The sequence below is a fragment of the Geomonas diazotrophica genome, from assembly GCF_019063885.1.
Taxonomy (GTDB): Bacteria; Desulfobacterota; Desulfuromonadia; order Geobacterales; family Geobacteraceae; genus Geomonas; species Geomonas diazotrophica.
The window spans coordinates 4,737,905-4,761,767 of the sequence record NZ_CP077684.1 but is presented as its reverse complement, the minus strand read 5'-3'; the positions used below and the strand labels follow the sequence as shown (position 1 = coordinate 4,761,767).

11 protein-coding genes and 1 riboswitch are annotated in these 23,863 nt (G+C 61.5%); of the genes, 6 read left to right on the top strand and 5 right to left on the bottom strand.

The window, feature by feature from the left end; genetic code table 11:
• Window positions 1-148: 148 nt before the first annotated feature.
• Window positions 149-1,822 (bottom strand): methyl-accepting chemotaxis protein, encoded by a 1,674-nt coding sequence (locus KP003_RS20965; RefSeq protein WP_216496960.1) that lies wholly within the window; start codon window positions 1,820-1,822, stop codon window positions 149-151.
• A 536-nt stretch (window positions 1,823-2,358) separates the two neighbouring features.
• Between KP003_RS20965 and KP003_RS20960 the strand changes: the two genes are divergently transcribed.
• Entirely contained in the window at window positions 2,359-6,159 is a 3,801-nt protein-coding gene (locus tag KP003_RS20960) for a chemotaxis protein CheB (RefSeq protein ID WP_216496961.1), read from the top strand.
• A 152-nt stretch (window positions 6,160-6,311) separates the two neighbouring features.
• Here the strand turns inward: KP003_RS20960 and KP003_RS20955 are convergent, their stop codons facing one another.
• The 3 genes from KP003_RS20955 to KP003_RS20945 all read right to left on the bottom strand — a co-directional run bounded on the left by KP003_RS20955 (window position 6,312) and on the right by KP003_RS20945 (window position 13,393).
• Window positions 6,312-8,567: a nitric-oxide reductase large subunit gene (locus tag KP003_RS20955; RefSeq protein WP_216496962.1), complete on the bottom strand. Its 2,256-nt coding sequence runs from the start codon at window positions 8,565-8,567 to the stop codon at window positions 6,312-6,314.
• A gap of 353 nt (window positions 8,568-8,920) precedes the next feature.
• A complete protein-coding gene (locus KP003_RS20950) occupies window positions 8,921-10,390 on the bottom strand; it encodes a metallophosphoesterase (RefSeq protein ID WP_216496963.1) in 1,470 nt (489 codons plus the stop codon).
• 78 nt (window positions 10,391-10,468) lie between these two features.
• Complete coding sequence (locus KP003_RS20945; protein WP_216496964.1) at window positions 10,469-13,393, bottom strand: beta-propeller fold lactonase family protein; 2,925 nt, start codon at window positions 13,391-13,393, stop codon at window positions 10,469-10,471.
• Between the two features lie 197 nt (window positions 13,394-13,590).
• On the opposite strand from KP003_RS20945, the gene KP003_RS20940 reads away from it, so the two are divergent.
• The 3 genes from KP003_RS20940 (at window position 13,591) to tsaA (ending at window position 21,215) form a co-directional block, all read left to right on the top strand.
• The gene (locus KP003_RS20940; protein WP_216496965.1) at window positions 13,591-16,512 is read left to right on the top strand and encodes a DUF4175 domain-containing protein; all 2,922 of its coding nucleotides are present in this window, start codon (window positions 13,591-13,593) and stop codon (window positions 16,510-16,512) included.
• Between the two features lie 542 nt (window positions 16,513-17,054).
• Window positions 17,055-17,131, top strand: a riboswitch (cyclic di-GMP riboswitch).
• Between the two features lie 153 nt (window positions 17,132-17,284).
• A complete protein-coding gene (locus KP003_RS21555) occupies window positions 17,285-20,254 on the top strand; it encodes an IPT/TIG domain-containing protein (protein WP_216496966.1) in 2,970 nt (989 codons plus the stop codon).
• Window positions 20,255-20,696: 442 nt separating this feature from the next.
• Window positions 20,697-21,215, top strand: a complete 519-nt coding sequence (gene tsaA, locus KP003_RS20930) for a tRNA (N6-threonylcarbamoyladenosine(37)-N6)-methyltransferase TrmO (protein ID WP_216496967.1) — start codon at window positions 20,697-20,699, stop codon at window positions 21,213-21,215.
• Here tsaA and KP003_RS20925 read toward each other — a convergent pair.
• Complete coding sequence (locus tag KP003_RS20925) at window positions 21,182-21,547, bottom strand: TSCPD domain-containing protein (RefSeq protein ID WP_216496968.1); 366 nt, start codon at window positions 21,545-21,547, stop codon at window positions 21,182-21,184. The genes tsaA and KP003_RS20925 overlap by 34 nt on opposite strands.
• Before the next feature lie 270 nt (window positions 21,548-21,817).
• Between KP003_RS20925 and KP003_RS20920 the strand changes: the two genes are divergently transcribed.
• Together KP003_RS20920 and KP003_RS20915 are read left to right on the top strand one after the other, a co-directional pair.
• Window positions 21,818-22,315 (top strand): chemotaxis protein CheX, encoded by a 498-nt coding sequence (locus KP003_RS20920; protein ID WP_216496969.1) that lies wholly within the window; start codon window positions 21,818-21,820, stop codon window positions 22,313-22,315.
• Window positions 22,316-22,445: 130 nt separating this feature from the next.
• Complete coding sequence (locus KP003_RS20915) at window positions 22,446-23,669, top strand: multiheme c-type cytochrome (protein ID WP_216496970.1); 1,224 nt, start codon at window positions 22,446-22,448, stop codon at window positions 23,667-23,669.
• Window positions 23,670-23,863 lie beyond the last annotated feature (194 nt).

The window sequence follows — 23,863 nt, the reverse complement described above, 5'->3', positions numbered from 1 at the left end:
TGGCATCCGCCAAGGGCCTTTTTACGTTGACGCTCCGCCCCCTCCGGTCCGCGAAGGATTCTCCTTGCGATTGTTGGAGAGTTTTTCCTGCCGCCCGTGTGCACTATGGTTGGGGGCTACAGCGCAGCAGTGGTCATCAGGCCTTACGTCAGTAGGCCTCGAAGCTATGATCGAACTGATCTTCTTTGATGTCTAGGTTCACCCCATGTTCGCTGGTGCGCGACGATACAGTAGGCTTACGCACAACATGGGCAATGGGAATCCCCTTGGATGGCTTCGCCTGTCCCAGGGCGGTGGGGCGAGGGGCAGTGCGGCCTCCATCGATCTTGAAGAAGCTGATACTCGACTGCAACACCTCGGCCTGCGAGCTTAGTTCCTCCGCGGTTGAAGCCATTTCCTCGCTGGCAGAAGCGTTCTGCTGGATGACCTGGTCGAGTTGCTGTATCGCCTTGTTTATCTGCTCTGCTCCGACCCCCTGCTCCCGACTGGCAGCACTGATCTCCTGGACCAGTTCGGCTGTCTTCAGGATGTCCGGCACCATCTGTACGAGCATCGCTCCAGCCTTCTCCGCAACATCGACGCTATTAGCTGAGAGTTCCGAGATCTCCACCGCAGCCTTGTGGCTCCGTTCGGCAAGCTTGCGGACCTCCGCTGCGACCACTGAGAATCCCTTACCGTGCTCGCCGGCACGAGCCGCCTCGATGGCTGCGTTCAGTGCCAGCAGGTTGGTCTGTCGAGCTATCTCTTCAATAACGTTGATCTTGCCGGTGATATCCCGCATGGCCCGGACGGTCTGCTCCACTGCCTTCCCGCTCTCCTTCGCGTTCTCGGCACTACGCGCCGCAATCTTCTCGGTCTGGGACGCATTGTCGGCATTGTGACTGATGTTTGAGCTCATCTGCTCCATGCTGCTGGAGACCTCTTCGGCTGCAGCAGCCTGCTCGCTCGCCCCCTGACTCATCTCAGTCGCACTCGAAGAGAGTTCCACACTTCCCGCGGCGACATTGCTTGAGGCGCTCTGCACTGATGCTACGACCTCCTTCAGGCCGCCAACCATTTCGTTCAGCGCTTGGGCCAATTGCCCGACCTCGTCCTTGCAGCCTACTTCGAGGGTCTTGGTCAGATCTCCCTTGGAGACGGCGTGAGCAAAATCCACTCCTTTGCGCAACGGGGCGGTGATCATCCGGGAAATGAAGAATCCTAGAAGGAGTGCGAGGACCATTCCCCCCGCCGCGGCTCCGATCATGAAAGAGGTCGCTTCGCTGGCTACCTTCTCATTCTTTTCGGCGGTCAGCTTGGCTTGGCTTACCTTAGAGTCCACCAACCGATCCAGCACCTCCTGGTAGTGTATGGCGGACTTCTTCCCGCCCCCCTGGAGGATGCTCCGCGCCTCGGCATCACGGTCAATCTTGGCAAGTTCCATGACCTTTTCTATGTACTGCCCGTATTCCACCCGGACCTGCTTGTAGTCTTCCAAGAGCTTGCGCCCCTCTTCGGTCAGGATGGTCTTCTCGACGGCGGCGACCTTCTCCCCGATACCGGTGCGCAGCCCCTTGATGGTCCCTAGAATCTTCTCCTTCTCTGCATGGTCGTTGGTCTCTACCAGGTCGCGCAGATTGATCCTGACTCGCTGGAAAGCAACTGCGATGGCACTTATCTCCTCCAAGGGAATCGTGACTTTTTCGTACATGAGCGTGTCGGCTGCCTTGATCGTATGGATCTTAGCTGTTCCGATCCATCCGACCCCGCCAGCAATCAAAGCAAGCGCCACGAAGCTTCCCATCAGCTTTTTTCCGATCCCCAGATTCAAGAACCAATTCATGCTCACCTCCACGCTCGGTAGTATATGCCCCCTACATGCCACCGATCTACGTAGCGACCAAGGAGACTCAAGATGATTTAACTATCGGGTCCCTGCACAAGAACTTAAGCAACTATCGTTAACCTCAACGATGACTGCCAACACGTTCACGTAGCTGTGGAGTCAGGCCTGGCATCGATGGTGTCGGGGTGGATCGAGGAACTGACCAGCGCGTAAGTTCACCCCCTCCGGGCCGCGCGAGGCTCTCTTTGCTGTGGCTTCTACCCGTCTGTGTGTGAAGTCGACTGTGCCAGTGCCAGTAATGGATATTGAACAAGACCGAATCTGTCCGATAGTTGTCATTGACATTTCATTGAGCGAAGGATTTAATGTGAAGTACAGGGAAGTATTGACTTTTTGTCCAGAACCAAAGAAGGAGACACTCTCAAGGCACACGGCCCAATCAGTCACTTTCACCTACTTGATCAATATAGGAGGGTATCTCTTCTTTAGCCCCCCGGGGCTTTGCGTGATTTATAGTAGAGGAGGGTTTGGCCATGAAAAAATCCACCAATGGCACCGCCGTTGCGTCCAAATCTAAACCGTCTTTCGTCGTTGGCCTCGGGGCATCGGCCGGCGGACTCGCTGCCCTGGAAAAATTTTTCGACGCCATGCCGCCTAACTCGGGCATGGCCTTCGTAGTCATACAGCACCTCTCTCCCGACTTCAAAAGCCTGATGGACGACCTGCTGGCCCGACACACCAAGATGTCCATCCACCGCGTGACCAACGGCATCACCCTGCGCAGCAACTCCATCTACCTGATCCCTTCCAAGACCCACATGACCGTCGCGAAGGGAAAGCTTTACCTGACGGAGCTTTTGCCGGCGCAACACTCCGAACTTCCCATCGACGTCTTCCTGCGCTCGCTGGCTGAGGACTCCGGTCCGCAGGCCATCGCGGTGATCCTGTCGGGCACCGGCACCGACGGCTCGCGCGGAGTGCGTGACATCCACGACGCCGGGGGACTTGTCCTGGTGCAGACCGTGGACTCGGCGCAGTTCGACGGCATGCCGCGCAGCGCCATCGCCACCGGCTTCTGCGACCTCATGCTCGACCCGGACGAGATGCCTGCCGCGATCGTGCGCTACGCCCGCACACCTGCCGCGGAGCGCCGGCAGGCCTTGTACGGCTACCTGGCCGACGACCAGTACAACGGCGAGTACCAGCAGATCTTCGCGCTGTTGAGAAGCCAGTACAACATCGACTTCTCCAAGTACAAACCGCCAACCATAACGCGCCGTATCCAGAGACGGATGGAGTTCTGCCATGTCGGGGAATCGACCGCCTATGCGGCGCTGCTCGCCCGGGACCCCGAGGAGCTGGACGCACTGTACCGCGACCTGCTGATAGGGGTGACCGAGTTTTTCCGCGATCCGAAGGCGTTCAAGGTGCTGGAAGACATCGTCATCCCGGAAATACTGCGTGACCGCAAGGACCACGACGAGGTGAGGATCTGGTCAGCCGGGTGCGCCACCGGAGAGGAGGCCTACACGCTGGCCATCCTTTGCACCCAGAAAGCCCAGGAACTCGGCTTCACCGGAAAGATCACCATCTTTGCCACGGATGCGCACCGCAAATCCATCGAGTTCGCCTCCCACGGGAAGTACGAGGCGCAGCGCCTGAGAAACATGTCGAAGGAACGCCTGCTCCACTTCTGCCACCAGGAGGGGACCCACTACCACATGAGCCCGGCGCTGCGCAAGATGATCGTCTTTGCCACCCACAACCTGATCAGCGATCCCCCATTCACCAGAATGGACCTGATCTGCTGCCGCAACCTGCTCATCTACCTCGACCAGCCGACCCAGGACAAGGTGCTGGCACTGTTCAGCTTCGCGCTGCGCAGCAAGGGTTTTTTGTTCCTCGGCAGCAGCGAGGGACTCGGCAAGCGTGCCGCCGACTTCGAGACGCTGGACAGCCCGTCCAAGATGTTCCGCAAGACCCGCGATCTCAAGTTCGCCAGCGACATCGACATCAAGAACGTACCGGCGCGCTCCGTCCTTCCAGCCCTGCAGCGCACGGAACGCCCCTCGGTCAGCATGGACCGCCAGCTGTTGTACGACTACGATCTCCTGCTCGGCCAGTACATGCCTTCAGGCGTGCTGGTCAACGAGAAGCGCCAGATCCTGCACCACTTCGGGGACGCCTCGTCGCTCCTGAAACTCCCGACGGGGCGCTACGAAAACGACATCCTCACCCTGGTGGACGACGCCCTCAAGATACCCCTGAGCACCGCCTTCCATCGCGCCGAAAAGGCCAACACCGACATCAGCATGAAACAGATCGTGGTGCGGGACGGCGAGAAGCAGAGACGCTTCGACCTGCTGGTGCGCCCCATTCAGGACCGAAAGGCCCACCTGACTCACTTTTTCATATCCTTTACCCCCTCGAAAGCGCATCCCCGGGCCGCCCAGGAAGGGGACCAGCCACCCCCGACCGCGGAGCTTGCTTCGGAGCACGTCAAACAGCGCATGATCGAGCTCGAGGGGGAACTGCAGGCCGTGAAGGAGAGCCTCAGCACCACCATCGAAGAGTTGCAGACCTCCAACGAGGAGCTCCAGGCAACCAACGAGGAGCTTCTGGCCAGCAACGAGGAACTGCAGAGCACCAACGAGGAGCTCCACTCGGTAAACGAGGAACTCTACACGGTGAACTCGGAATTCGAGCTGAAGAACAAGGAGCTGCTGCAGCTCAACCGGGACCACGACAACCTGCTCTCCAGCATCGAAGTCGGGCTCGTCTTCCTCGACCACAACCTGCGCATCCGCAGGTACAACTCATCACTGGAGCGGATCTTCAAGCTGCTCCCCCAGGACATCGGCCGCCCCATCGACCACATCGCGTACCATCTCACCCACCGGCAATCGATGCTGGAGGATGCCAAGACCGTGCTGAGAACCGGGGAGCACATCGAGAAGGAGGACTGCAGCGGCGACGGGCAATGGTTCCTGAACCGGATCTTTCCGTTTCGGACCGAATCCGGGTCGGTGGACGGGGTGGTGCTCACCTTCACCGACATCACCGACCTGAAGCGCGCGGAGCAAAAGGCGAACCTCTCGAACCGCGAGCTGGAGCGCAAGGTGGACGAGCGCACCCAGGAGCTGCGGCTGGCCAAGGAGGCGGCAGACAAGGCGAACGTAGCGAAGAGCCTCTTTCTCGCCAACATGAGCCACGAGATCCGCACGCCGATCAACGGCATCCTCGGTGTGGTGCAGCTCCTTGAGATGACCTCGCTTTCGGCCGAACAGCGGGATTTCCTGAAAACGATGCAGCAGGCGACGGGGAACCTCCTCGCCATCATCGACGACATCCTCGACTTCTCCAAGATCGAGGCGGGCAAAATCGGCATCATAAAGGAACGGTTCCTGCTGGGCGAGGTCATGGACGAGACGCTGCGCGTGCACACGCCGCGACTTCTGGCGAAGGGGCTGAAACTTGACTGCACGCCGCTGGACGCGCTGCAGTTGGGACTGATAGGCGATCCGCTGCGCCTGAAACAGGTGCTCTCCAACCTGCTGTCCAACGCCATCAAGTTCACGGATCAGGGGGTGATCTCGCTGCAGGTGGAGACCTCCCCCGCAGGTCCCGGACAGTTGCGGCTCCACTTCATCATCGCCGACACCGGGATCGGGCTCGATCCCTCGATGGCGCAGCACCTGTTCGAGCCGTTCACCCAGGCGGACGACTCCATCACCCGCAAGTTCGGCGGCACCGGCCTCGGGCTCGCCATCTGCAAGCAGCTGGTGGAACTTATGGGAGGGACCATCTGGCTGGCCAGCAAGCCGGAGCGGGGTGCGGTATTCCACTTCACCGTGGTCTGCCAGGTCGCCGAGAGCGCAAGTTCGGGGGCGGCCGAGCAAAAAGGCAGGGATGCGGCGTCCCCTCACCGTGACAACGCCCTCAAGATCCTGCTGGCAGAGGACGACGCGGTGAGCCGGGAGCTTTTGACGCAGATGCTCAAACGGTCGGGGCACCGTACCACGGTGGTGGCCAACGGGCGGCAGGCCCTCTCCCGCGTGGCCGAGGAAGAGTTCGACGTCATCCTGATGGACATCTCCATGCCCGACATAGACGGGCTCAGCGCCACGCAGGCCATCCGGCAGCTGCCGCAAGACAACCCCAACCGCGAAGTCCCGGTCTTCGCCCTCACCGCTCACGTCATGGGTGAAGCCCAGGAGCGCTTCCTGGCGGGCGGGGTGACCCAGGTGATTACCAAGCCGGTGGACTTCAAGGCGTTGAGGGAAGTACTGGAGCAGTACAGCACGGAGCCGGAATCCGAATCGGCCGGGGCCTAACAAGGGCGCAGCGCCGGCTCCGGCGCTGAAGCACGAAGCGCTCACTGCCGCGATTCATGACAAAAGGCCCTTGGGATGGCACCAAGGGCCTTTTTCGATGCAGGATTTCTCCCGGTTTCTATCCGCCGGCAAAGCGGGGGGCAGCGTCGGACCTAGAGAACACGCGGATGGTTCCGGTTCAGGAACATGCGCACGGCAAGGTACACCACCGGGAGGATCCCTACGATGAAGAGGATGTCACCCGGCAGACGCAGCCACTCGAAGAAGCGCACCGCAGGGTCGGCGAAGAATTCCGGCTGCCGCCCCTGCCAGTAAGAGGTGGCAAGGATCTTCCTCAACTGGAGCAGCCCCACCGGAAAGAGGTTTAAAAAAAGCATGCAGGCGAGCCCCAGGTTGGTGCACCAGAAAGCGATGGCCATGGCGCGGTTGCTGGCACGGTCCAGGGGGACGAAGTAGCGCGTCACGAACATGAAAAAGCCCAGGGAGAGCATGCCGTACACTCCCATCATGGCACCGTGACCGTGGTTGGCGGTCCACTGGGTGCCGATCTCGTAGTAGCTCACGATGGGGAGGTTGATCAGGAAGCCGAACACCCCCGCTCCCAGAAAGTTCCAGAACCCGACCGCTATCAGGAACATCACCGCCCACTTGTGCGGGAACACCTCGGCGGCGGTGCTGAGCATGGAGCTGCCGGCCGGGGCCCCGAGGCCCATGAACTTCCACGCCTCGTAGGTGAGTAGCAGCAGGGGGATCACTTCCAGGGCGGAGAAGCACGCACCGAACGCCATGTGCACCTCAGGCTGACCGCTGAAGTAGAGATGGTGCATGGTTCCAAGCACCCCGCCTATGGAGTAGAGGATGATGTCCAGGTAGATGATGGTGGTGGCGACCCGCATGCGCACCACCCCAAGGAGCATGAAGACGTAGGCCACCATGATGGTGGTGAAGAGCTCCAGGAAGTCCTCAACCCACAGGTGTACCACCCAGAAGCGCCAGAACTCCACCTGATTGAAGTGGGCCGTCTTGCCGTAGAGCATCCCCGCGGCATAGAAGAGGGGGATGGAAACGGCGCTGTAGATGAAGAGCCACGGCATGTTTCCCGGATGCTCCCCCCGGAGCCTTTCCCTCATTCCGCGTACCAGGATGACCAGCCATATCAGCATCCCCACCGTCAGCAGTATCTGCCACAGCCGCCCCAGATCGAGGTATTCCCACCCCTGCGACCCGACATAGAACCATGGCCCGGCGGTGGAAAGCATCCCCTTGAGGCTCATGGCCTCCCCCGTGAGGCTCCCCACCACCACTACCACCAGCGCTCCCAGAAGGATCAGCGCCAGCTTCTCCTGATGCGGCGGCTCCTTTCCCGCGATCATGGGGGTGAGGAAGATCCCCATGGCGAGAAAGCTTGAGGCGACGAAGAAGAGCGCGAGCTGGACGTGCCACATGCGGGAGAGGTTGTACGGCAGAACGTCCCCCAAAGAGAAGCCGTAAAATCCGGCGGGCTCCACGTGGTAGTGGGCGTTCACCCCTCCCAGCAGCCCCTGCAGGAGGAAGAGGCCCGCCACGACCACGAAGTACCAGGCCACCGTGCGTTGCGAGGGGGTGAGCCGCACCTTTTCCGGCGCCTCCATCTTCGCCGAGTATTCATCCGCCGCATGCCAGCCGAGGAACTCGTAGCGGCCGAACACGAAAAGGATGGCGCCGGTACCGCACAGCAGGGCTATCAGGCTCAACACGCTCCACATCACTATCCCGGGGGTGGGGCGGTTGCCCGCCAGCTCATCGGGCGGCCAGTTGTTGGTGTAGGAGTGGTCGGTGCCGGGACGCCGGGCGGTGCTTGCCCAGGCAGCCCAGGAGAAATAGGCGGTGAGCTTTCTGATCTCCTCGGGGTCGCCCAGGTAAGGCCGCTGCAACCCCTGCTGTGACTGCGGCGGCCCGAACCAGCCGCGGTAGTAGTCGATGAGCTCCGTGTGTGCACGCGCCCGCTCAGGGGAAAAGGTGAGCACCCCCCCGTCCTCGGCGTAACTGTTTTCTCTCAGCTCGGCACGCACCTTGGCTGCCGCGTCTGCGGCCGAAAGCCCCTGCCCCGAGTAGTACCCGGCTTCCTTCTCGCCGCTTAAGTGCAGGTACTGTGCGGTAAAATCCGGGCCGAGATACGCGCCGTGGCCGAAAATGGTGCCGTACTGCATGAGCCCCAGCTTCTGGAAGATGTACTGACCGCCGATGATGTCGTCGCCGGTGTACAGCAGCGTGCCGTTCGTCGCCCTCACCTCCCGCGGAACCGGGGGACCCTCATTGGCGTTGCGGTAGGCGAGATAGCCCAGCACCGTGAATCCGAACAGGAACGTGACCACGGCGGTCACCAACCATCGGGGTGAGAGAACCAAGTTTCTTTCGGGTACGTTCATGGAAACCTCCATTACCGGTTATCATCGTGAAAAAGGCCGGGCATCCCCGGTGCTCCTCCCTCGGCTCTACCGCGGTTGGGGTAGTGAACGCGAACTGTCGAAATTGTTTCCAGTAAAAGAATGTACCGGCCCATTTCCGAGTGTCAAACAGGCATAGTCGCCAGCTTGGCAGCGATTTTTGTCATTCCCGCTCTGGGCCCTGCCGCGCAGGTCGTTTGCTTTGCACTAAAAGGGCTCTTTCCTTCCGCCGGCAAACGAAAAGGCCCTTGGCAAATGCCAAGGGCCTTTTCATTCCCTGCTTCACTCCACGCGAAGCTCCCTGCTTCGCCTCTTTCTGACCCGTTCAGATTATCTCAATAAGCATTTACGCTTGCGACGAGCTCGTCTTCATCCATATTCCCGATGCCGCTCCAGTAGATGGGCCAGTTGGTACCGGTAATGGTGTTGACGAAGGTATCGCTGACCGAAACCGGCGTATTGTGGCCGGAATAGTAGTACCCCCGGTAGAGCGCCTGGTCTGCGGTGTTGGTCACCAGCGCCGGAGTAAGCCGGGCCAGGGAGGCATCCAGGTTGCCAGTCAGGGAATAGGCCGCCGAGAAGGTGTAATAACGGGAGAAGCTTAAAGGAACAGCGGCAAGGACGTAGTTGAATGAGCTGTAGTCAACGGGCTTTAGGGTACGGCCGGAAATGGTGAAAACCTTGAAAGCCGGGTTGTTGCCGAAATATGGAGCTATGGCAGGCGTTATTTCGACCGTGCCGGAAGAAGGGAGGATACGGTATTCATCCATATGGGTATGTCCGGCAAGGGTAAGAGAAACCACTGCGGGGTAATTGTCCAGTATCTTCAGAAACCTTGTCTGGTACCCTGCCACCCACATCATGGTGGCGCTGGAAATATGGCCATTGGCATCCACGTGGGCAGGCTGCGCGGTGGTGCCGAGATCCGCGCCGGGGGGGGCGTGCATCAAAAGCCATACCTTTTTGCCGGCGACCGTTGCGGCGGCAAGCCTTGAGTCCAGCCAGTCCAGTTGCGCGGCTACGGCGGCGTCATTGGCGCCGGGAACCGGCGCTACCAGCGGAGAAAAAATTATGGTGTTCATCCCTATCACCACTAGGTTCGTTCCTGGAGGTTCCACCGAGTAATATCCGCCGCTCGTGAAGGTTTTCAGGAATTCCTGATGCTCGCCCATGCCGTTTAGCAGCGCCGTGTAGTACAGTTCCGCCGTATTGGAGAGGAAGGTACTGTCCGGGCCGTATCCGGTGTAGGAATCGCCGTTGCCGAGGGCGAAGAAGACCGGGAGCTTTCCGACAGCCTTCCTCACCTTGTCCATGAAAAAGGCAACCGCCTTGTCCGTGAAGGCCTGCATGGCCGCGGTATCCGCGGCATCCCGGGGGGTAGTGGTGCCGTTTAGGTGGTAGTAAAAGATCTGTGGCAGACCATGCCCGAGGATATCCCCGGTGAAAATCACGAACGGGCTTGCGCCGAGATCCGCCTTTATGCTCTCCAGCGCAAGCTCGAGCAAGGGGTAATTGGAATCCTTGCCCCACGCCGAAGGGGAGGTGATGCCCGATGTCTTGAAAACCCCGTCCCATTGGCTCGCATCGGCTGCTATCAGCGCCTGGAAAAGCGTTCCGTCGTACAAGGGGTTGAAATGGACGTCGGAGAATACCACCACCGGGAAATCGTCGGCCGCTGAGCTCCCGCACCCCGTGTTCAACGCACCCAGGTAGAGGCACGCGACGGTTCCCGCCGAACATTTCATGAAGTCACGCCTGCTCATACCGGAGACCGGCTTGTCGCCCCGCACCTCTTTTTTGCCCACGAAATCCCCCCTCTCCGTTTTATGCGAACCGGCCCGGCCACATCTGCGTCCGGCGCCGGTTCGCCCCCCTCCTCGCGACTAATTCATCGCCAGTTTGTAACGGGACAGCAGTTCCCTGCGGTTTCGGCGCAGGTCCTTTCCGTTAGGGGCCGCGGGATAGGGCTTTTCGCCCATCAACCCCTTCCACAGGATGCGGTTGTAACGTGCGAAATCGAACTTGTCCTCGGAGGAGAAATCCATTCCCCTGGTGGCCTTCGCCCAGTACTGCGCGTCGTGGGTAGGCTTCGGCGCCTGCGCCTTTTTGCCCAGGGGGGCGAGCCCGGCAAACGGCGGCAAGGTCGTCCCGTAGAGGATCGCTGCCGGCTTGGCGGTGAAGCTCCAGGGCGCCGGGGTCGTGGTGAAGCAATCGGTCATCGGCCGGGCCAGGGCGTCGTTCAGGTTCATCGGCGTAAGCCCCAGGACTTCCTCGATGGTACGCAGGAAGTTCACCGTGTTGTAGTGGGAGGAGACGAGCGCTCCCTGCTTCACGTACGCCCCCGCCACGAACGCGATGCTGCGGTGGGAATCGACATGGTCGCCGCCGTCCTGGGAATCGTCCTCGATGATGAAGACCAGCGTGTTGTCCTTGTACTTGGGGCTCTTGGAGAGCTTTTCCAGGAGCAGGCCGACCGCGTAGTCGTTATCGGCCTGCTGTATTTCCGGTGTGTTCACCCCGTCGATCGCGGTGGCGAAGTTGCCGGTGTGGTCGTGCATGAGGCGGACCAGGCTGAGCGCCGGAAGGGTGCCGGAAGTCTCGTAGGCATCGAACTCCCGCTCCCATTCCTTGAACCGGTAATAATCGGGAAACGAGTTGTCGAAGCCGCGGTAATAGATGTCGGTGCAGGGGGCAAGCGCGGCGCTGGAGGGGTAGGCGACCTGGGTGGCAACGGCGGCCGGATCCTTCAAAAGAGGTATGCCGCCTGCAGCCAGGGGGATGTTGTAGCGGGTCGTGTCCAGGAAAAAGCCGTAGTTTCTGACCGTAAGACCCCGGCGCAGGGCCGCGTCCCAAAGATACCCCTTGTTCACCTCGTTGCCCGGGCCATCCGGCGCTGCCACGTCGGTCTGTCCGGGCAGGAGGTCGTCGTCGTCCGGGGTGAGGGGGTTGGCCGCCTTGCGTTCGGCGAGGGTCCCGTAGGCGACGTTCACGCTGCGGTTGGTCCCTTCAGTGTCCAGACTGAGCCCGCGCCCCGCATAGGCGACCGCATACTGGCGCTCCACCACATCCGGGGCGCGCCCGGACGTGGTCCAGGCCCAGCCGTCGTTGCTCACCTCGGCAGTGTCGTAGAAGTTGTCCAGGGTGACGAATGTCCGCGCTGCGGCGTGCTGGTTCGGGGTGTAGCGCTCCCCGAACTCCGCGAGCGCCGGATCCCCGTTGCCCACTGCCAGGTCTCCCAGGATCTGATCGTAGGTCCGGTTTTCCTTGATGATGAAGATGACATGCTTCACGTTGGCCTGGAGAACGCTCATGACCTCCCTGTCCCTGGCACCGTCGGCATAGGAGAAGCGGTTGTTGGAGATGACCTGCCCCGTCAGTGTCTGCAGTTGTGCTGCAGCGGGAAGCGGGAGGCTCTGGAGCCCGGCCTTGGTCAGCTGGGGGTTGTAGTGGTTGGTCTGAAAGCCGTTCGGACGCGAAGGAGGTCCGTAACTGTAGCGGAAATCCGCATTCGGACCGGTTGCCGATTTCCCGTTGACCACGTACAACCAGCTCCCGTCCGCACTGACGCTGACCGAGTTGGGATACCAGCCGGTGGGAATGAGCCCGGCGACCTCACCGCTTGTGCGGGTGTCGCTCAATTCCACCACCGCGACGCTGTTCAGGTTCCCGTTGGTGACCAGCAGGCGCCTTTCATCGGGCGAGATGGTGACGCTGTTTGGGTTTGCGCCCCTGAGTCCCGTGAGCGAAGCAGGGAGTACCGACGCCGGCGCGATGACGGGGATGGTGCCGACGACCGCGTTGTCGCCGGTGCGTATGACGTCGACCGAATCCGACTGGTCTTCGACCACGTAAAGGAGCGACTGGTCTTTGTTCAACGCCATCTTGTTCGGCTGCCCCACGACCTTTATCCTTGCCGTCACGGCCGGGGAGCCGTTCAGCTTGACGACGACGATCTCTCGGTCGCGAACGCTCGACACGTAGGCTGTCGCGGTCCCGTCGGCCTCGGTACCCTTAACGGCCACCCAGAACGGGTACTCACCGCCGGGCACCCCCGCGGCGCCGCCGCTTTTGCCGGGACGCAGATCCAATTCCGCTGCAGGCGCCCAGTTGTTGAGGCCTCCCCTGAAGATGGAAATGGAGTCGTTGTAGTAGTTAGCCACCACGAGCGTCTTGCCGTCGCTGGAAATGGCCAGACCGGCCGCGCACGGCTTCACGCCGATCTGGAGGTTTATGGAGCCATTCCCGAAATTGGCACTCCAGGGAAGACCGTTGCCGCTGCTGTTGTGCCCCAGGGCGAGCGGTGCCACGACCTCGCCCCAGGTTCCGTCGGCGATCCGGGTGAAAACATGGACGTTGTCACTCACCCCGCCGCTCACGTAGAAGGCCTTGCCGGACGGGTCGAAGACAATCCCGTTGTAGCTGTTGGGGACCTGCACCACCTGCTTTTTTACCGGCGTCCCGGAGGAGATGTCGTAGATGAACACGTATTCGTTGGAGTCCGGGGTGTACCAGGGATAGGGAGCAGTGGGGGTGGAGGTATAGACGCGATTGTATCCGCTGGTCAGCACCAGCAGGGTCTTGTTGTCCGGGCTCGTCACCGACGTGACCGCTTGCCCTGCCAGCCACTCCGGCTTGTCGAGCAGCCCCGGGTTCAACGTTTCGAACCGGGCCCCCTGAGGGGCAAGCGGCGTTATGTACTGGTTCATGTTCGGCAGGAACTGAGCCGTGTCGGCACCGCCACCGTTACAGCCGGAGAGAAAAACGAGCACTGCAATAAAAGCCAGGGTAAGCCGCTTGCCGGGCCTCATAAAACCTCCTATCAACTGTTTTTTCTGCCTATCGGCCAATACCTCTTTTTTATTTAATTATTTTCTCCTTCTCCCAAGGCTTCGGGTCGCTCCGCGCCAGCGCCGCCTGCGATAATCCCCTGACACCTTTGTTGCGCCTGCCGACGGCGAGGGTAAAATTAGCCTGTTTTAATTTGATGCCATAAGGGAGGGCGATCATGAACTGGGAGACACATGCCCGGCAGGCAGAAGTGAAGCTGCGAGCTTCCCGCATCCCCGGGTCCGAGGAGATCATTTCTCTCATCAAGCGGGTCAACCCAACGTCTCTTCCACTTTCCGACTCGGATAGGGAACGGGGTTACCGGTTGAAGAGCGAGTTGCAGAACCTGCTCCTGGAGAACTACGGCGAGAGCTTCCGGCTCGACCGGCATCCCTACAGCGACAACATCCTCCTCATCAGACACAGGTCGATTCCGACCGTCGACGCCTGCCATACCCACATCAGATCGCTGTCCGCCAAGGCGCTCGACGCACTTGACGATCCCCCGCCCGTTCCGGTACCTGCAGCCACGGCGAAGCCAGCAGCGAAAAAACGGCTGAGCCAGGCGGAACCGGGTGCTCCTGCCGGGGAGGCGCTCAACACCGCCCAGCAACTGCTCGCCGAGTACGACTTCCCCGGCGCGGAGGAGCGCCTCACGGGGATCCGGATCAGGGACCGGAAAGAGTTGACATACCTGATCAAGGGGGTGCGCATCCTTGTCGAAGAAATGGGTGCCTACGAAAGCGCCGCGGCTACCATCCTCTCCCAGCCTGCGGAGTTCCAGGGCGAGAGACGGGTGCGTGAACTCCTCGCGCTGTCCTGCTACGGCAGGGACATGATCCCGGAGGCCAGGGCGCTTCTGGACACGCTCCGCCCCGACGAGCTGGGCAAGAGCGCCCTTTTGGCCTACGCCGACATCTCTTTCCGGGACGGCAACCTCTCCGCCGCGATGGCTCTTTTGCAGCTTTCGGAGGCGAAAGAGGGGATCCTGCCGGCGGAAACGGAGCTCAGGAAGAAAATCGAGGCGTGCATGCGGGCGGAGGCGGAGAAACTGATGCGGCGGGCTGAGGGCGCGTTCGCGGCGGGCGAATTGGAACAGGTGGAATCGCTGGCCCGGCAGGCTCTTGCACATTCCCCACGCTACCAGGAGGCCCGCCAACTGCTCAGGAAGGTGGATGCGATCAAGACCGCCGGGGAAATCGGAGCCCTGTGGTCGCAGTACGAGGCGATGGCGGCGCCTGAACAAAGGCTCGACTTGCTTGGAAAGCTGCTGGAACTCGACACGAACAACGAGGAGCGCATCAAAGGCCTCATTGCTACAGAGAAGGCTCTGGTCAGGCGGAGGACGGCAGATGACCGCCTGCAGGAACTCGCCACCCTCGCGGCCCGGGAGGACTGGTCGCGATGCTTCGACATCCTCCATTGGCTGACTCGCCAGGACGACGCTGAGAGGTTCGATGTCGCCTTCGACATTGCCCCAAGTTTCTCCGTGCTCTACCGTAACCGCAGGCTGTTCAAGCTCCCCGCGCCCGAAGCCAAGAAGATATGGCTTGACCTTGTGGCGGTCAAGGCGCGGCTTTTGGACGGGAACCAGGATGGTTGCCTTGAGCGCTTCGAACAGATCAAGCGCTACTTTGATAGCTACCCGTATTTCAGCGAGGAGTACGATCGCCTGGTAACTTGCGAGTCGGAGGCTGCCAGGAACGAGGCGGATAAACTGATGAAGGAGCTCTATTTTGAAGCCTCGTCGTTGATGGAGGCAAGGGTGCTCGCCGCCCGGCTGCGCAGGACGATAACGAAGCTGCCACCCGATGAAGTCGCCCGCTTCCGGTCCATGATCGACCTGGCGGTTTCGTATCACATCCCTAAAAACAGCGAGGAAGATAATCTCGATGATTACCGGACGTTGCTCTTGATCGGCAATGCCGCCAAGGCCGCCTCCCTGCGGGAGTCCATCAGCGATCGCGACCGGGTCGCCTCGATCGACCGTGAGACTGCCGAGTATTTCGCCATCTCCGTGGAACCCATTGCCGTGACCGTCTCGCCGGACGCCCCCTTAGACTTGACAAGCGAACCGGGGTCGCCACTGACCCAGATCGGCGAATCTCCCCGACATGTGCTCTTCAGGGAGGACGAGGAAACCATCATCGTCGTGGACCTCGCCAGGCCAGGAGCAGCGAGGTACAGGTCCCCTCACTTCAAAAACCTGGGCTACCTCGACTCCCTTCCCGACAGGGACATCTTCCTGTTCGCCAACACCGTTACCTGCAACAACGTGTGGCGGGCAAAGCTGTCGGAAGCGGAGGCATGTTTCTGCGCCGAAATAGAGGTCAACCGGAACTACACCTACGAGGGGCGTGCTTCCTTCATCGGGATGTTCATGTCCAGCAGCAAGGACAACGATTACTACGCGTGCATCGAGGAGAGTGACGGGGTAAGGGTGGTGAAACAGAGCCTCGATGTGCATAGCAGCACGGTGAGAAGCTTTCACCTCAAAGGCGAGGTGAGCGGTATCAGCAGGGCTTCGTACCACCCCGACACGCTCCTGATATGCACCGACAGCGGCACCTTCCTCCTCAACAGCAACCTTGACCTTCCCCACGGCTCGAGCCCGCTGGCCCGCACTTTCCCGATGCGGCTGTTCGCCCTCCACATCGAGAAGCTGAACGTGTACATCTCAGACAATGTCGTCAAGGTCCTCAACTCGAAGCTGAGGATCATAAAGCAGTATCCGAACTCCTCCGCGGGAACGTTCGTCTCCTCGCCAGGCGTCATGGCTTTATGCACCGAGACCGATACGGCCCTCATCAGTCTCGCAACCGGCAAGGGGACCTTTTACGACCTCAACAGCAACAAGTTCAGCCAGACAATCCCCCTGGGGCGGCTACTGTGGACGAATACGCCGACCAGGTGGCACTGCTTCGATTACGACAAGGGCTCCTCCACCCTGGTCGTCAAGGACATCACCCACGAACTCGCCACCCTTTTGGAGTGGCGGGTGATCTGCACGCCGGATCAGGACGGTGACACTCAGCTTGCGAACATCAGGCAGTTTGAGGACCCCGCCTTTTTCAACCTCCCTGCCAAGGCACCGGCATAAGCCGGCGATGCCGCCGAACCGCGCCTGGCCCCGGCAGCGGGTCGGCGCCCGGATTGAAAGCGCGCCGGCAACGTCACGTCGTTTTGACGACCTGCACTACGAGGTGAGGGGAATACCGTGCAGCTCTCTTAGCTCATGAGGGAGAGTGCCGTCTGCGAGCCCTGTAAGCTCCCGAAATGCTTGCCTGCCGCCACGAGAAAAACCTGACCGCCTGGAGCGACTCCCGCCAAACGTTTCGGTTTTATAACAAAATTCTATAATAATTATAATTCCAAATATCAACATATGCATAAAAAAATTATTTACTCGCCCCATCGCAACATGCTACCTTTTCGTCACTTTTTTCCAGACAGAATCGTGCATGCTGCTGTCACAGGCACTACGTGACACTGTGCATAAAACTCAGCGTTATGGCACAACGAGCAGCAGCATACAGGCGAATACCGCGTTTTACAAAACCGGCACAGTCTGCATCTGCCTGAAAGGCCACGCCTGCACGAGTCATCCGGCACGACCGGCGTCGCGACAGCGTAAAATACGATAGACGATAATACTAAACCATCCGCGAGGATGGGGCGGAAAGCCTACAGGGTCTCACAGAGACAGCCGGGTTGCCGAAATATCTCACGATATCGAAGCAACCCGGCTTTTTTTGTGCGCACATCCGGAGTTGTTCACGGTAAGCGAGCCGAACTCGCTCGCCCAAGGCACTCCCGGAGGGTTTTACCCCCGGGGAAGGACAACCAGAAGCTTTTCGCAAGAAGGAGGTTTTATGAAACAAACCCGCCTGGTACTCGTCGTCGTACTCTGTTGCCTCACCCTTTCCGGGCTGCTGTCGCAAGCATTCGGGGCAAGCGCCGCCATTCTCGGCTGGAACAACCTGGGCATGCACTGCATGGACAGCGACTACTCCGTCTTTTCCATACTCCCCCCCTACAACACCATCGAGGCGCAGCTCCTCGTGGGGGGCAAGCTCATGCAGAGCGGTTCGGGCTACACGGTGAGCTACGAGGCAGTCGCCGATCCCGACGGATCCATCAACTCCACGTCCATCGGCAAGGGGAACTGGGGGCAGTTCGCCAACGCCCTCTACGGCCTGCCGGCTTCCGCGAGCGCCGACAACGGGCTGGCCGGCTGGAGCATGCCGGGCCTGGCCAACGTCCCGCAGCGGATGAGGTTCGAGACCTACAACGCCCCGGCTTCCGGCGTCTCGACGCCGGTCAACTGGTTCCGCGCCGAAGGGATCCCGATCACCCCGATCGACGACAAGGGGAACAAGAACTCGTACCCGCTCATGCGCCTTGTGGCCCGGGACGCGGGCAACACGGTGATCGCGAAGAGCGACATCGTCCTGCCGGTATCCGACGAGATGGACTGCAGCGTCTGCCACAGCTCCGGGACCATGGCGGCGGCGCAACCCGCTTCCGGCTGGGTCTTCGCCCCGACCAAGGATCGCGATTACCGCCTGAACATCATCCGCCTGCACGACGAGCAGCAGTTCGGCCAAAACGGTGCACTGTACCGGGACGCACTCGCCGCCAAGGGACTGGACGCCGGAGGGCTCTACGCAACCGTAGCCGCTGGAAGACCGATCCTCTGCGCGGCCTGTCATGCCTCCGAGGCACTCGGCACTGCCAGTTTCACCAGTAGCAACGGTTCGGTGCCGCCGCTCACCTCTTCCATGCACACCAAGCACGCCGCCGTGAAAGACCCGGTCCTGAACGTCACCCTGGACGATGCCACAAACCGTAACGCCTGTTACCGCTGCCACCCCGGCTCGGCCACGCGCTGCCTGCGCGGCGCCATGGGCAGCGCCATAGCCACCGACGGCTCCATGGCGATGCAGTGCCAGAGCTGCCACGGCAGCATGTCCCAGGTAGGTTCCAGCTCCAGGGTCGGCTGGTTCATGGAGCCGAACTGCCAGAACTGTCACACCGGCACCGCGGTGAAGAACAGCGGGCAGATACGCTATACCAGCGTGTTCGACAGCACCGGCGGACCGCGTATCCCCGCCGACCCGACCTTCGCCACCACGCCCGACACCCCGGCACCGGGGCTGTCCCTGTACCGCTTCTCGGTCGGCCACGGCGGCCTGCAGTGCTCGGCATGTCACGGCTCCACCCACGCCGAGTTCCCCTCCTCGCACCGAAACGACAACATCAGGAACGTCCAGCTCCAGGGGCACGGCGGGGTGACGGTCGAATGCACCGCGTGCCATGCCAGCACGCCCACCACCGCCAACGGCGGCCCCCACGGGATGCACCCGGTCGGCCAGAGCTGGGTCAGCGGTCACCATGACCTGATCAGTTCCGTGGGCGTTGCCTCGTGCAAGGCCTGCCACGGCACCGATTACCGGGGCACCGTCCTCTCCAGGATGCAGGCAGACCGCACCATGAGTCTGGGCGACTTCGGCACCCAGTCCTTTTTCCGCGGGGCGACCATTGGGTGCTACACCTGCCACCAGGGGCCGTCCAACTCCGGGTTCAACAGTGCAGCCGCCCCCACCGTCGGCAACGTGACCGGCGCCGGAGTGGCCGGAGCTTCGGTAGTCATGACCATACCGGTTACCGGGGTGAACGCCGTCCTGCGCATCGTGAGCCAACCCGCCAACGGCACCGTAGGTCTTGTCAACGGCGTCGCCACCTACTACCCCGGTGAAGGGTTCACCGGGACCGACACGTTCACCTTCGCAGCCTACGACGGCGCCAAGAACTCCAACCTCGGCACCGGCACGGTAACCATCGCCCCCGGCGCCCCCGTCATAACCCAGAATCCCGCCAGCGTCACGGTGGCGGCAGGCAGTGCAGCCAGCTTCACCGTCGCGGCATCCGGCAGCGCTCCCCTGAGTTACCAGTGGTTCAAGAACGGCAGCGCCGTCGCCGGAGCAACGACACCGGTTCTCTCCATTCCCGCCGCCGGCTCCGTCGACGCCGGTTCCTACTATGCCGTGGTGAGCAACTATGCGGGCTCCGCCACCAGCAGCGCCGCCGTCCTCACCGTGACCTACCCGGCACCTGCCATCACCGGCTTCACCCCCGCCTCCGGGAGCGCCGGGAGCACGGTCACCGTGAACGGCACCAACTTCGTCGGGGTCAACTCGGTGAAGTTCAACGGCACGAGCGCCAGCTTCACCCAGGTCTCCGCGACCCAGCTCAGCGCCACCGTCCCGCAAGGCGCCACCACCGGCCCGGTCAGCGTCACCACGGCCAACGGTACGGCCACGAGCTCGACCTCCTTCACCGTTTTGGTCTCCCCGACCATCACCGGGTTCACTCCGGGCTACGGCGGCGTCGGGACTGCCGTCACCGTCACCGGCTCCAACTTCACCGGCGTGACCGCCGTCAAATTCAACGGCGTGAGCGCCCCCTTCACCGTCACTTCGGGCACGACCCTGGTCACCGGCGTCCCCGCCGGGGCCACCAGCGGCAAGCTCACCGTCACCGCAACCGGCGGCACCGCGACCAGCAGCTCGAGCTTCTCCGTCTCCGGCAAGAGCGTCGCTCCCAGGATCAAGAGCTTCTCCCCCAGTTCCGGCAAGGTTGGCAGCACCATCACCGTGACCGGCACCAACCTGGGCGGCATGACGTCCGCGAGGATCGGCGGGGTCGGTGCGCCGTTCGCCGTGGTTTCCGCCGGGAAGGTGCTGCTGACGGTGCCGACCGGAGCCAAGAGCGGCAGGATCTCCGTGACCACCGCAGGGGGGACCGGCACCTCCAGTTCCAACTTCACGGTTCTGCCGTAACGCTGCAACCGGCTTCCGGCACCACGTTCGCCACGCAGGAAGAGCCCTCGGCAACAGCCGAGGGCTCTTCTTTTTCTTTCATTACTTCGCCGGCGGTGGTGTTCTGCCCCCCCCGCACGCATCAGAACCTGAACAACGGTTCCGGGCCAACTGTGCAGAGGCTGAATACCGCACAGAAACAGATTATCAACTCCGTAGCCGCACCCTCCCCGGTTACACCTTGACGTCTTCCTTTCCGGCAGGCCGGACCGGGGTGGGCACCGTCCTTGACAAGAGGAACGATTTTCATTAGGGTACCGTCGCAGGCAACCGTGGGCCGAGGTTGCCGGGCCGGACCTCCCAACACCTCCATTCCGTTGCAACAGAAAAAGCCCTCAGGCCAACGCCGAGGGCTTTCGTTTTCGCTCCGGCTCCACTAGAACCAAAGGAAGTGTCAGGCTGCATGATTCAAGAGCAAAGCTTTACCTACCGCCCCATCGGCCTCTTGCGATCCCCCTATTCCCGCCGCATCGAGGCGCCGCACCAGGGCACCGTGATAGCCGGCACCGAAACCGGCGACTTCGCCACTGCCACCCTGGAACTCCGGGACTGGCTGGAGGAAAAGGCGATCCAGGACCTGGGGGGCTTCCAGAGACTTTGGCTGATTTTCGCCTTCCACCGCAGCGAAGGGTGGAAAAGCAACGTGAAGCCACCCCGCGGGGGGCCCAAACGCGGCGTCCTGGCAACAAGATCGCCGCACCGCCCCAACTCCATCGGGCTGTCGGCCGTGGAACTGGTGAGGGTGGAAGGGAAAACGCTGCACCTGCGCGGGGTGGACCTGCTGGACGGTACGCCCATTCTGGACATCAAACCGTACGTCCCGTATGCCGACGCCTTCCCCGATTCCAAGGCGGGTTGGATAGACGAGATGGATGCCAAGGTGGGCCGCTATTTCGCACCGGGTCCCCGCAAGCCCCGGTGACCGGCGGCTGCGGCATCGGGGGACTCCACGACCTCGCGCAGGGCCTCGGAGACCGCATTCATGCAGGTGTCCTTCCCGTAGTAGCAGCCAATCCCCCCCAGGGCCTTCACCGCCTCCCGGGGGTCCAGGCCCGACCTCAGGCCATAGGAGAGTATCCTGGTCAGGCCGTCGAAGACGGCAGCCCCACAGTGGCCTGCCTTGCCGAACCGGACGAAGATCTCGAAGGGCTTTCCCCTGGGATCCGTGGTGACGGTGACGTAGATCCTGCCGCAGTGGGTCTCTTTCTGGAAGGTGATACTCGGAACGGAACCGGGACGCGCCTTCTTCTTCATAGCTGAACCTCCCTCCCCCTCTCAACACCGGTCAAGATTGGAATTCGACGCCTGACAGTATAGCGACCCCTCTCGCCGGCACAACGCTTTGTCCCATCGGCACCCACTCTGTCCTTTTTGCGGACACCGGCGCCGCACCTCTTCTTTGCAACTCCTTGAAAATTCGCGATAGAGCATGATGGTACACCCCCTGCTACTCCGCTATGGCAGGCCGGCCGGCTGCACCTTCTGGGGACAGCGGCCCACATCGGAGCTTGAGGAGGAACCAACATGTTCTCGGACAACTTACTGGCAACCATCGGCACCAGCGGACCGGTCCTGGAAAAGACGCTGATCCAGGAGGTGAGAAAGATCTTCTCAACCATGATGGGGATGGACCACCTGCTGCATCTGCCGCTGGCAGTCAACCCGGCATCCAACTTCACGGATTGCATAAGCGCTCTCGTTGGGTTGGCCGGCGAATACAACGGGCTGGTCGGGCTGCACGTGTCGACCCAGTTGGCCCAGCGCCTGGCGGGACAGCTCCTCGACACCGAGGAGCCGAGCGAGGAAGAGGTCGAGGACGCCCTGGGAGAGCTCGCCAACGTCCTGGCCGGCGACTTCAAGCGCCACCTCTCCCCCGAGTCCCTGGCCATCCGGCTCTCCACCCCGTCCATCGTCTCCGGGAAACAATACGCGATTCACGTGTCGAAGAAACCGGAGGTAATGACCCTGCTCTTCGATTCGGAGGACGATTGGTTCATGGTGGCACTGGCCGTGGAGCAGTAGCTTGTCGTCTGGGAGCCCCTGGCCGGAACCCCGGTCGTTTCCGGTTTTTTGATCTAGATCAAGGAATTCCTTCCCGGCATGTGGTTTACATGTGCCCTGCTTTTTTACTTATTAATGGGGAGGAAATTACATGATTCATGGTTTGAGGAAGCTGGGAGGGGCGCTGGCGCTGGTGCTGATGCTGGCCGGGGCCGCCTTCGCAGGGAAGAGCAACTGTATCACCTGTCACGAGAAGGTGACGCCGAACATCGTCAAGGACTTCCTGTCCGGCGAGATGGGCAAAAGCGGCAGCGTCGACTGCTCCAGCTGCCACGGCACCGCCCACCAGAGCGCCAAAGACGTCGCCAAGGTGACCATGCCGACCGAGAAGACCTGCAAGGAGTGCCACACCAAGCAGCACGACCAGTACGCCTCCGGCAAGCACGCCGCCGCCTGGGTGGCGATGGACGCCATGCCGACCAACAAGATCCAGCCCCACGCCTACATCCAGGGGATGAAGGGCTGCGGCGGCTGCCACAAGGTCGGTATCCGCGACGAGAAGTCCCGCGCCGACGGGCAGTACGGCTCCCCCTGCAACTCCTGCCACACCCGCCACAAGTTCAGCAAGGCCGAGGCGAAGAAGCCGGAAGCCTGCCGCACCTGCCACATGGGCTTCGATCACCCGCAGTGGGAGATGTGGTCCAACTCCAAGCACGGCTCCATCTACCAGATGGAAGGTGACACCGGCCGCGCACCCACCTGCCAGACCTGCCACATGAGCGACGGCGACCACAACGTGATGACCTCCTGGGGCTTCCTGGCGCTGCGCCTCCCCGAAGAGGACGCCGAGTGGATGGGATACCGCGTCACCATACTGAAAGGTCTCGGGGTACTCGACCCGGCAGGAAAGCCGACCGGCCGCCTGGAACTGGTCAAGGCGGGCAAGGTGGCGCGCCTCAGCAAGGAAGAGTGGCAGGCGTCCCGCGACAAGATGATCGGGATCTGCAGCAAGTGCCACAGCGCGACCTACGCGAAGACCCAGCTCGGCAACGCCGACCAGATGATCAAAGAGGCGGACAAGCTGATGGCCGAGGCGATCACCATCGTGGCCGACCTGTACGAGAAGGGGATCATCAAGCCGCAGAAAGGGCAGCCGGCGTATCCGGACCTGCTCACCTTCTACGACACCAGGACCCCGATCGAGCAGACCCTGTACGTGATGTTCCTGGAGCACCGCATGCGTGCCTTCCAGGGGGCGTTCCACATGAACCCCGACTACGTCACCTGGTACGGCCTGGCCGAACTGCAGAAGGACCTGGTGGATATCAAGGCGGACGCCGCCGCGATGATCCGCGAGTCCGGCCACAAGAAGTAGCACCACGACAGACGGCAAAGCTGTCACTGCAGCGGGGCGTCCCGGACGCCCCGCTGTTTTTGCGCCCGGCGCGCCAGTCGCGTCGCCGCCGAGTTGACGCAACAACCGGTCGGCAATTTCGAAACCAGCAACGGAAAAAGTCACATTGCATGGGTGGATAACGGCGCTACACTCACTAGGTTTCCATCAAATTG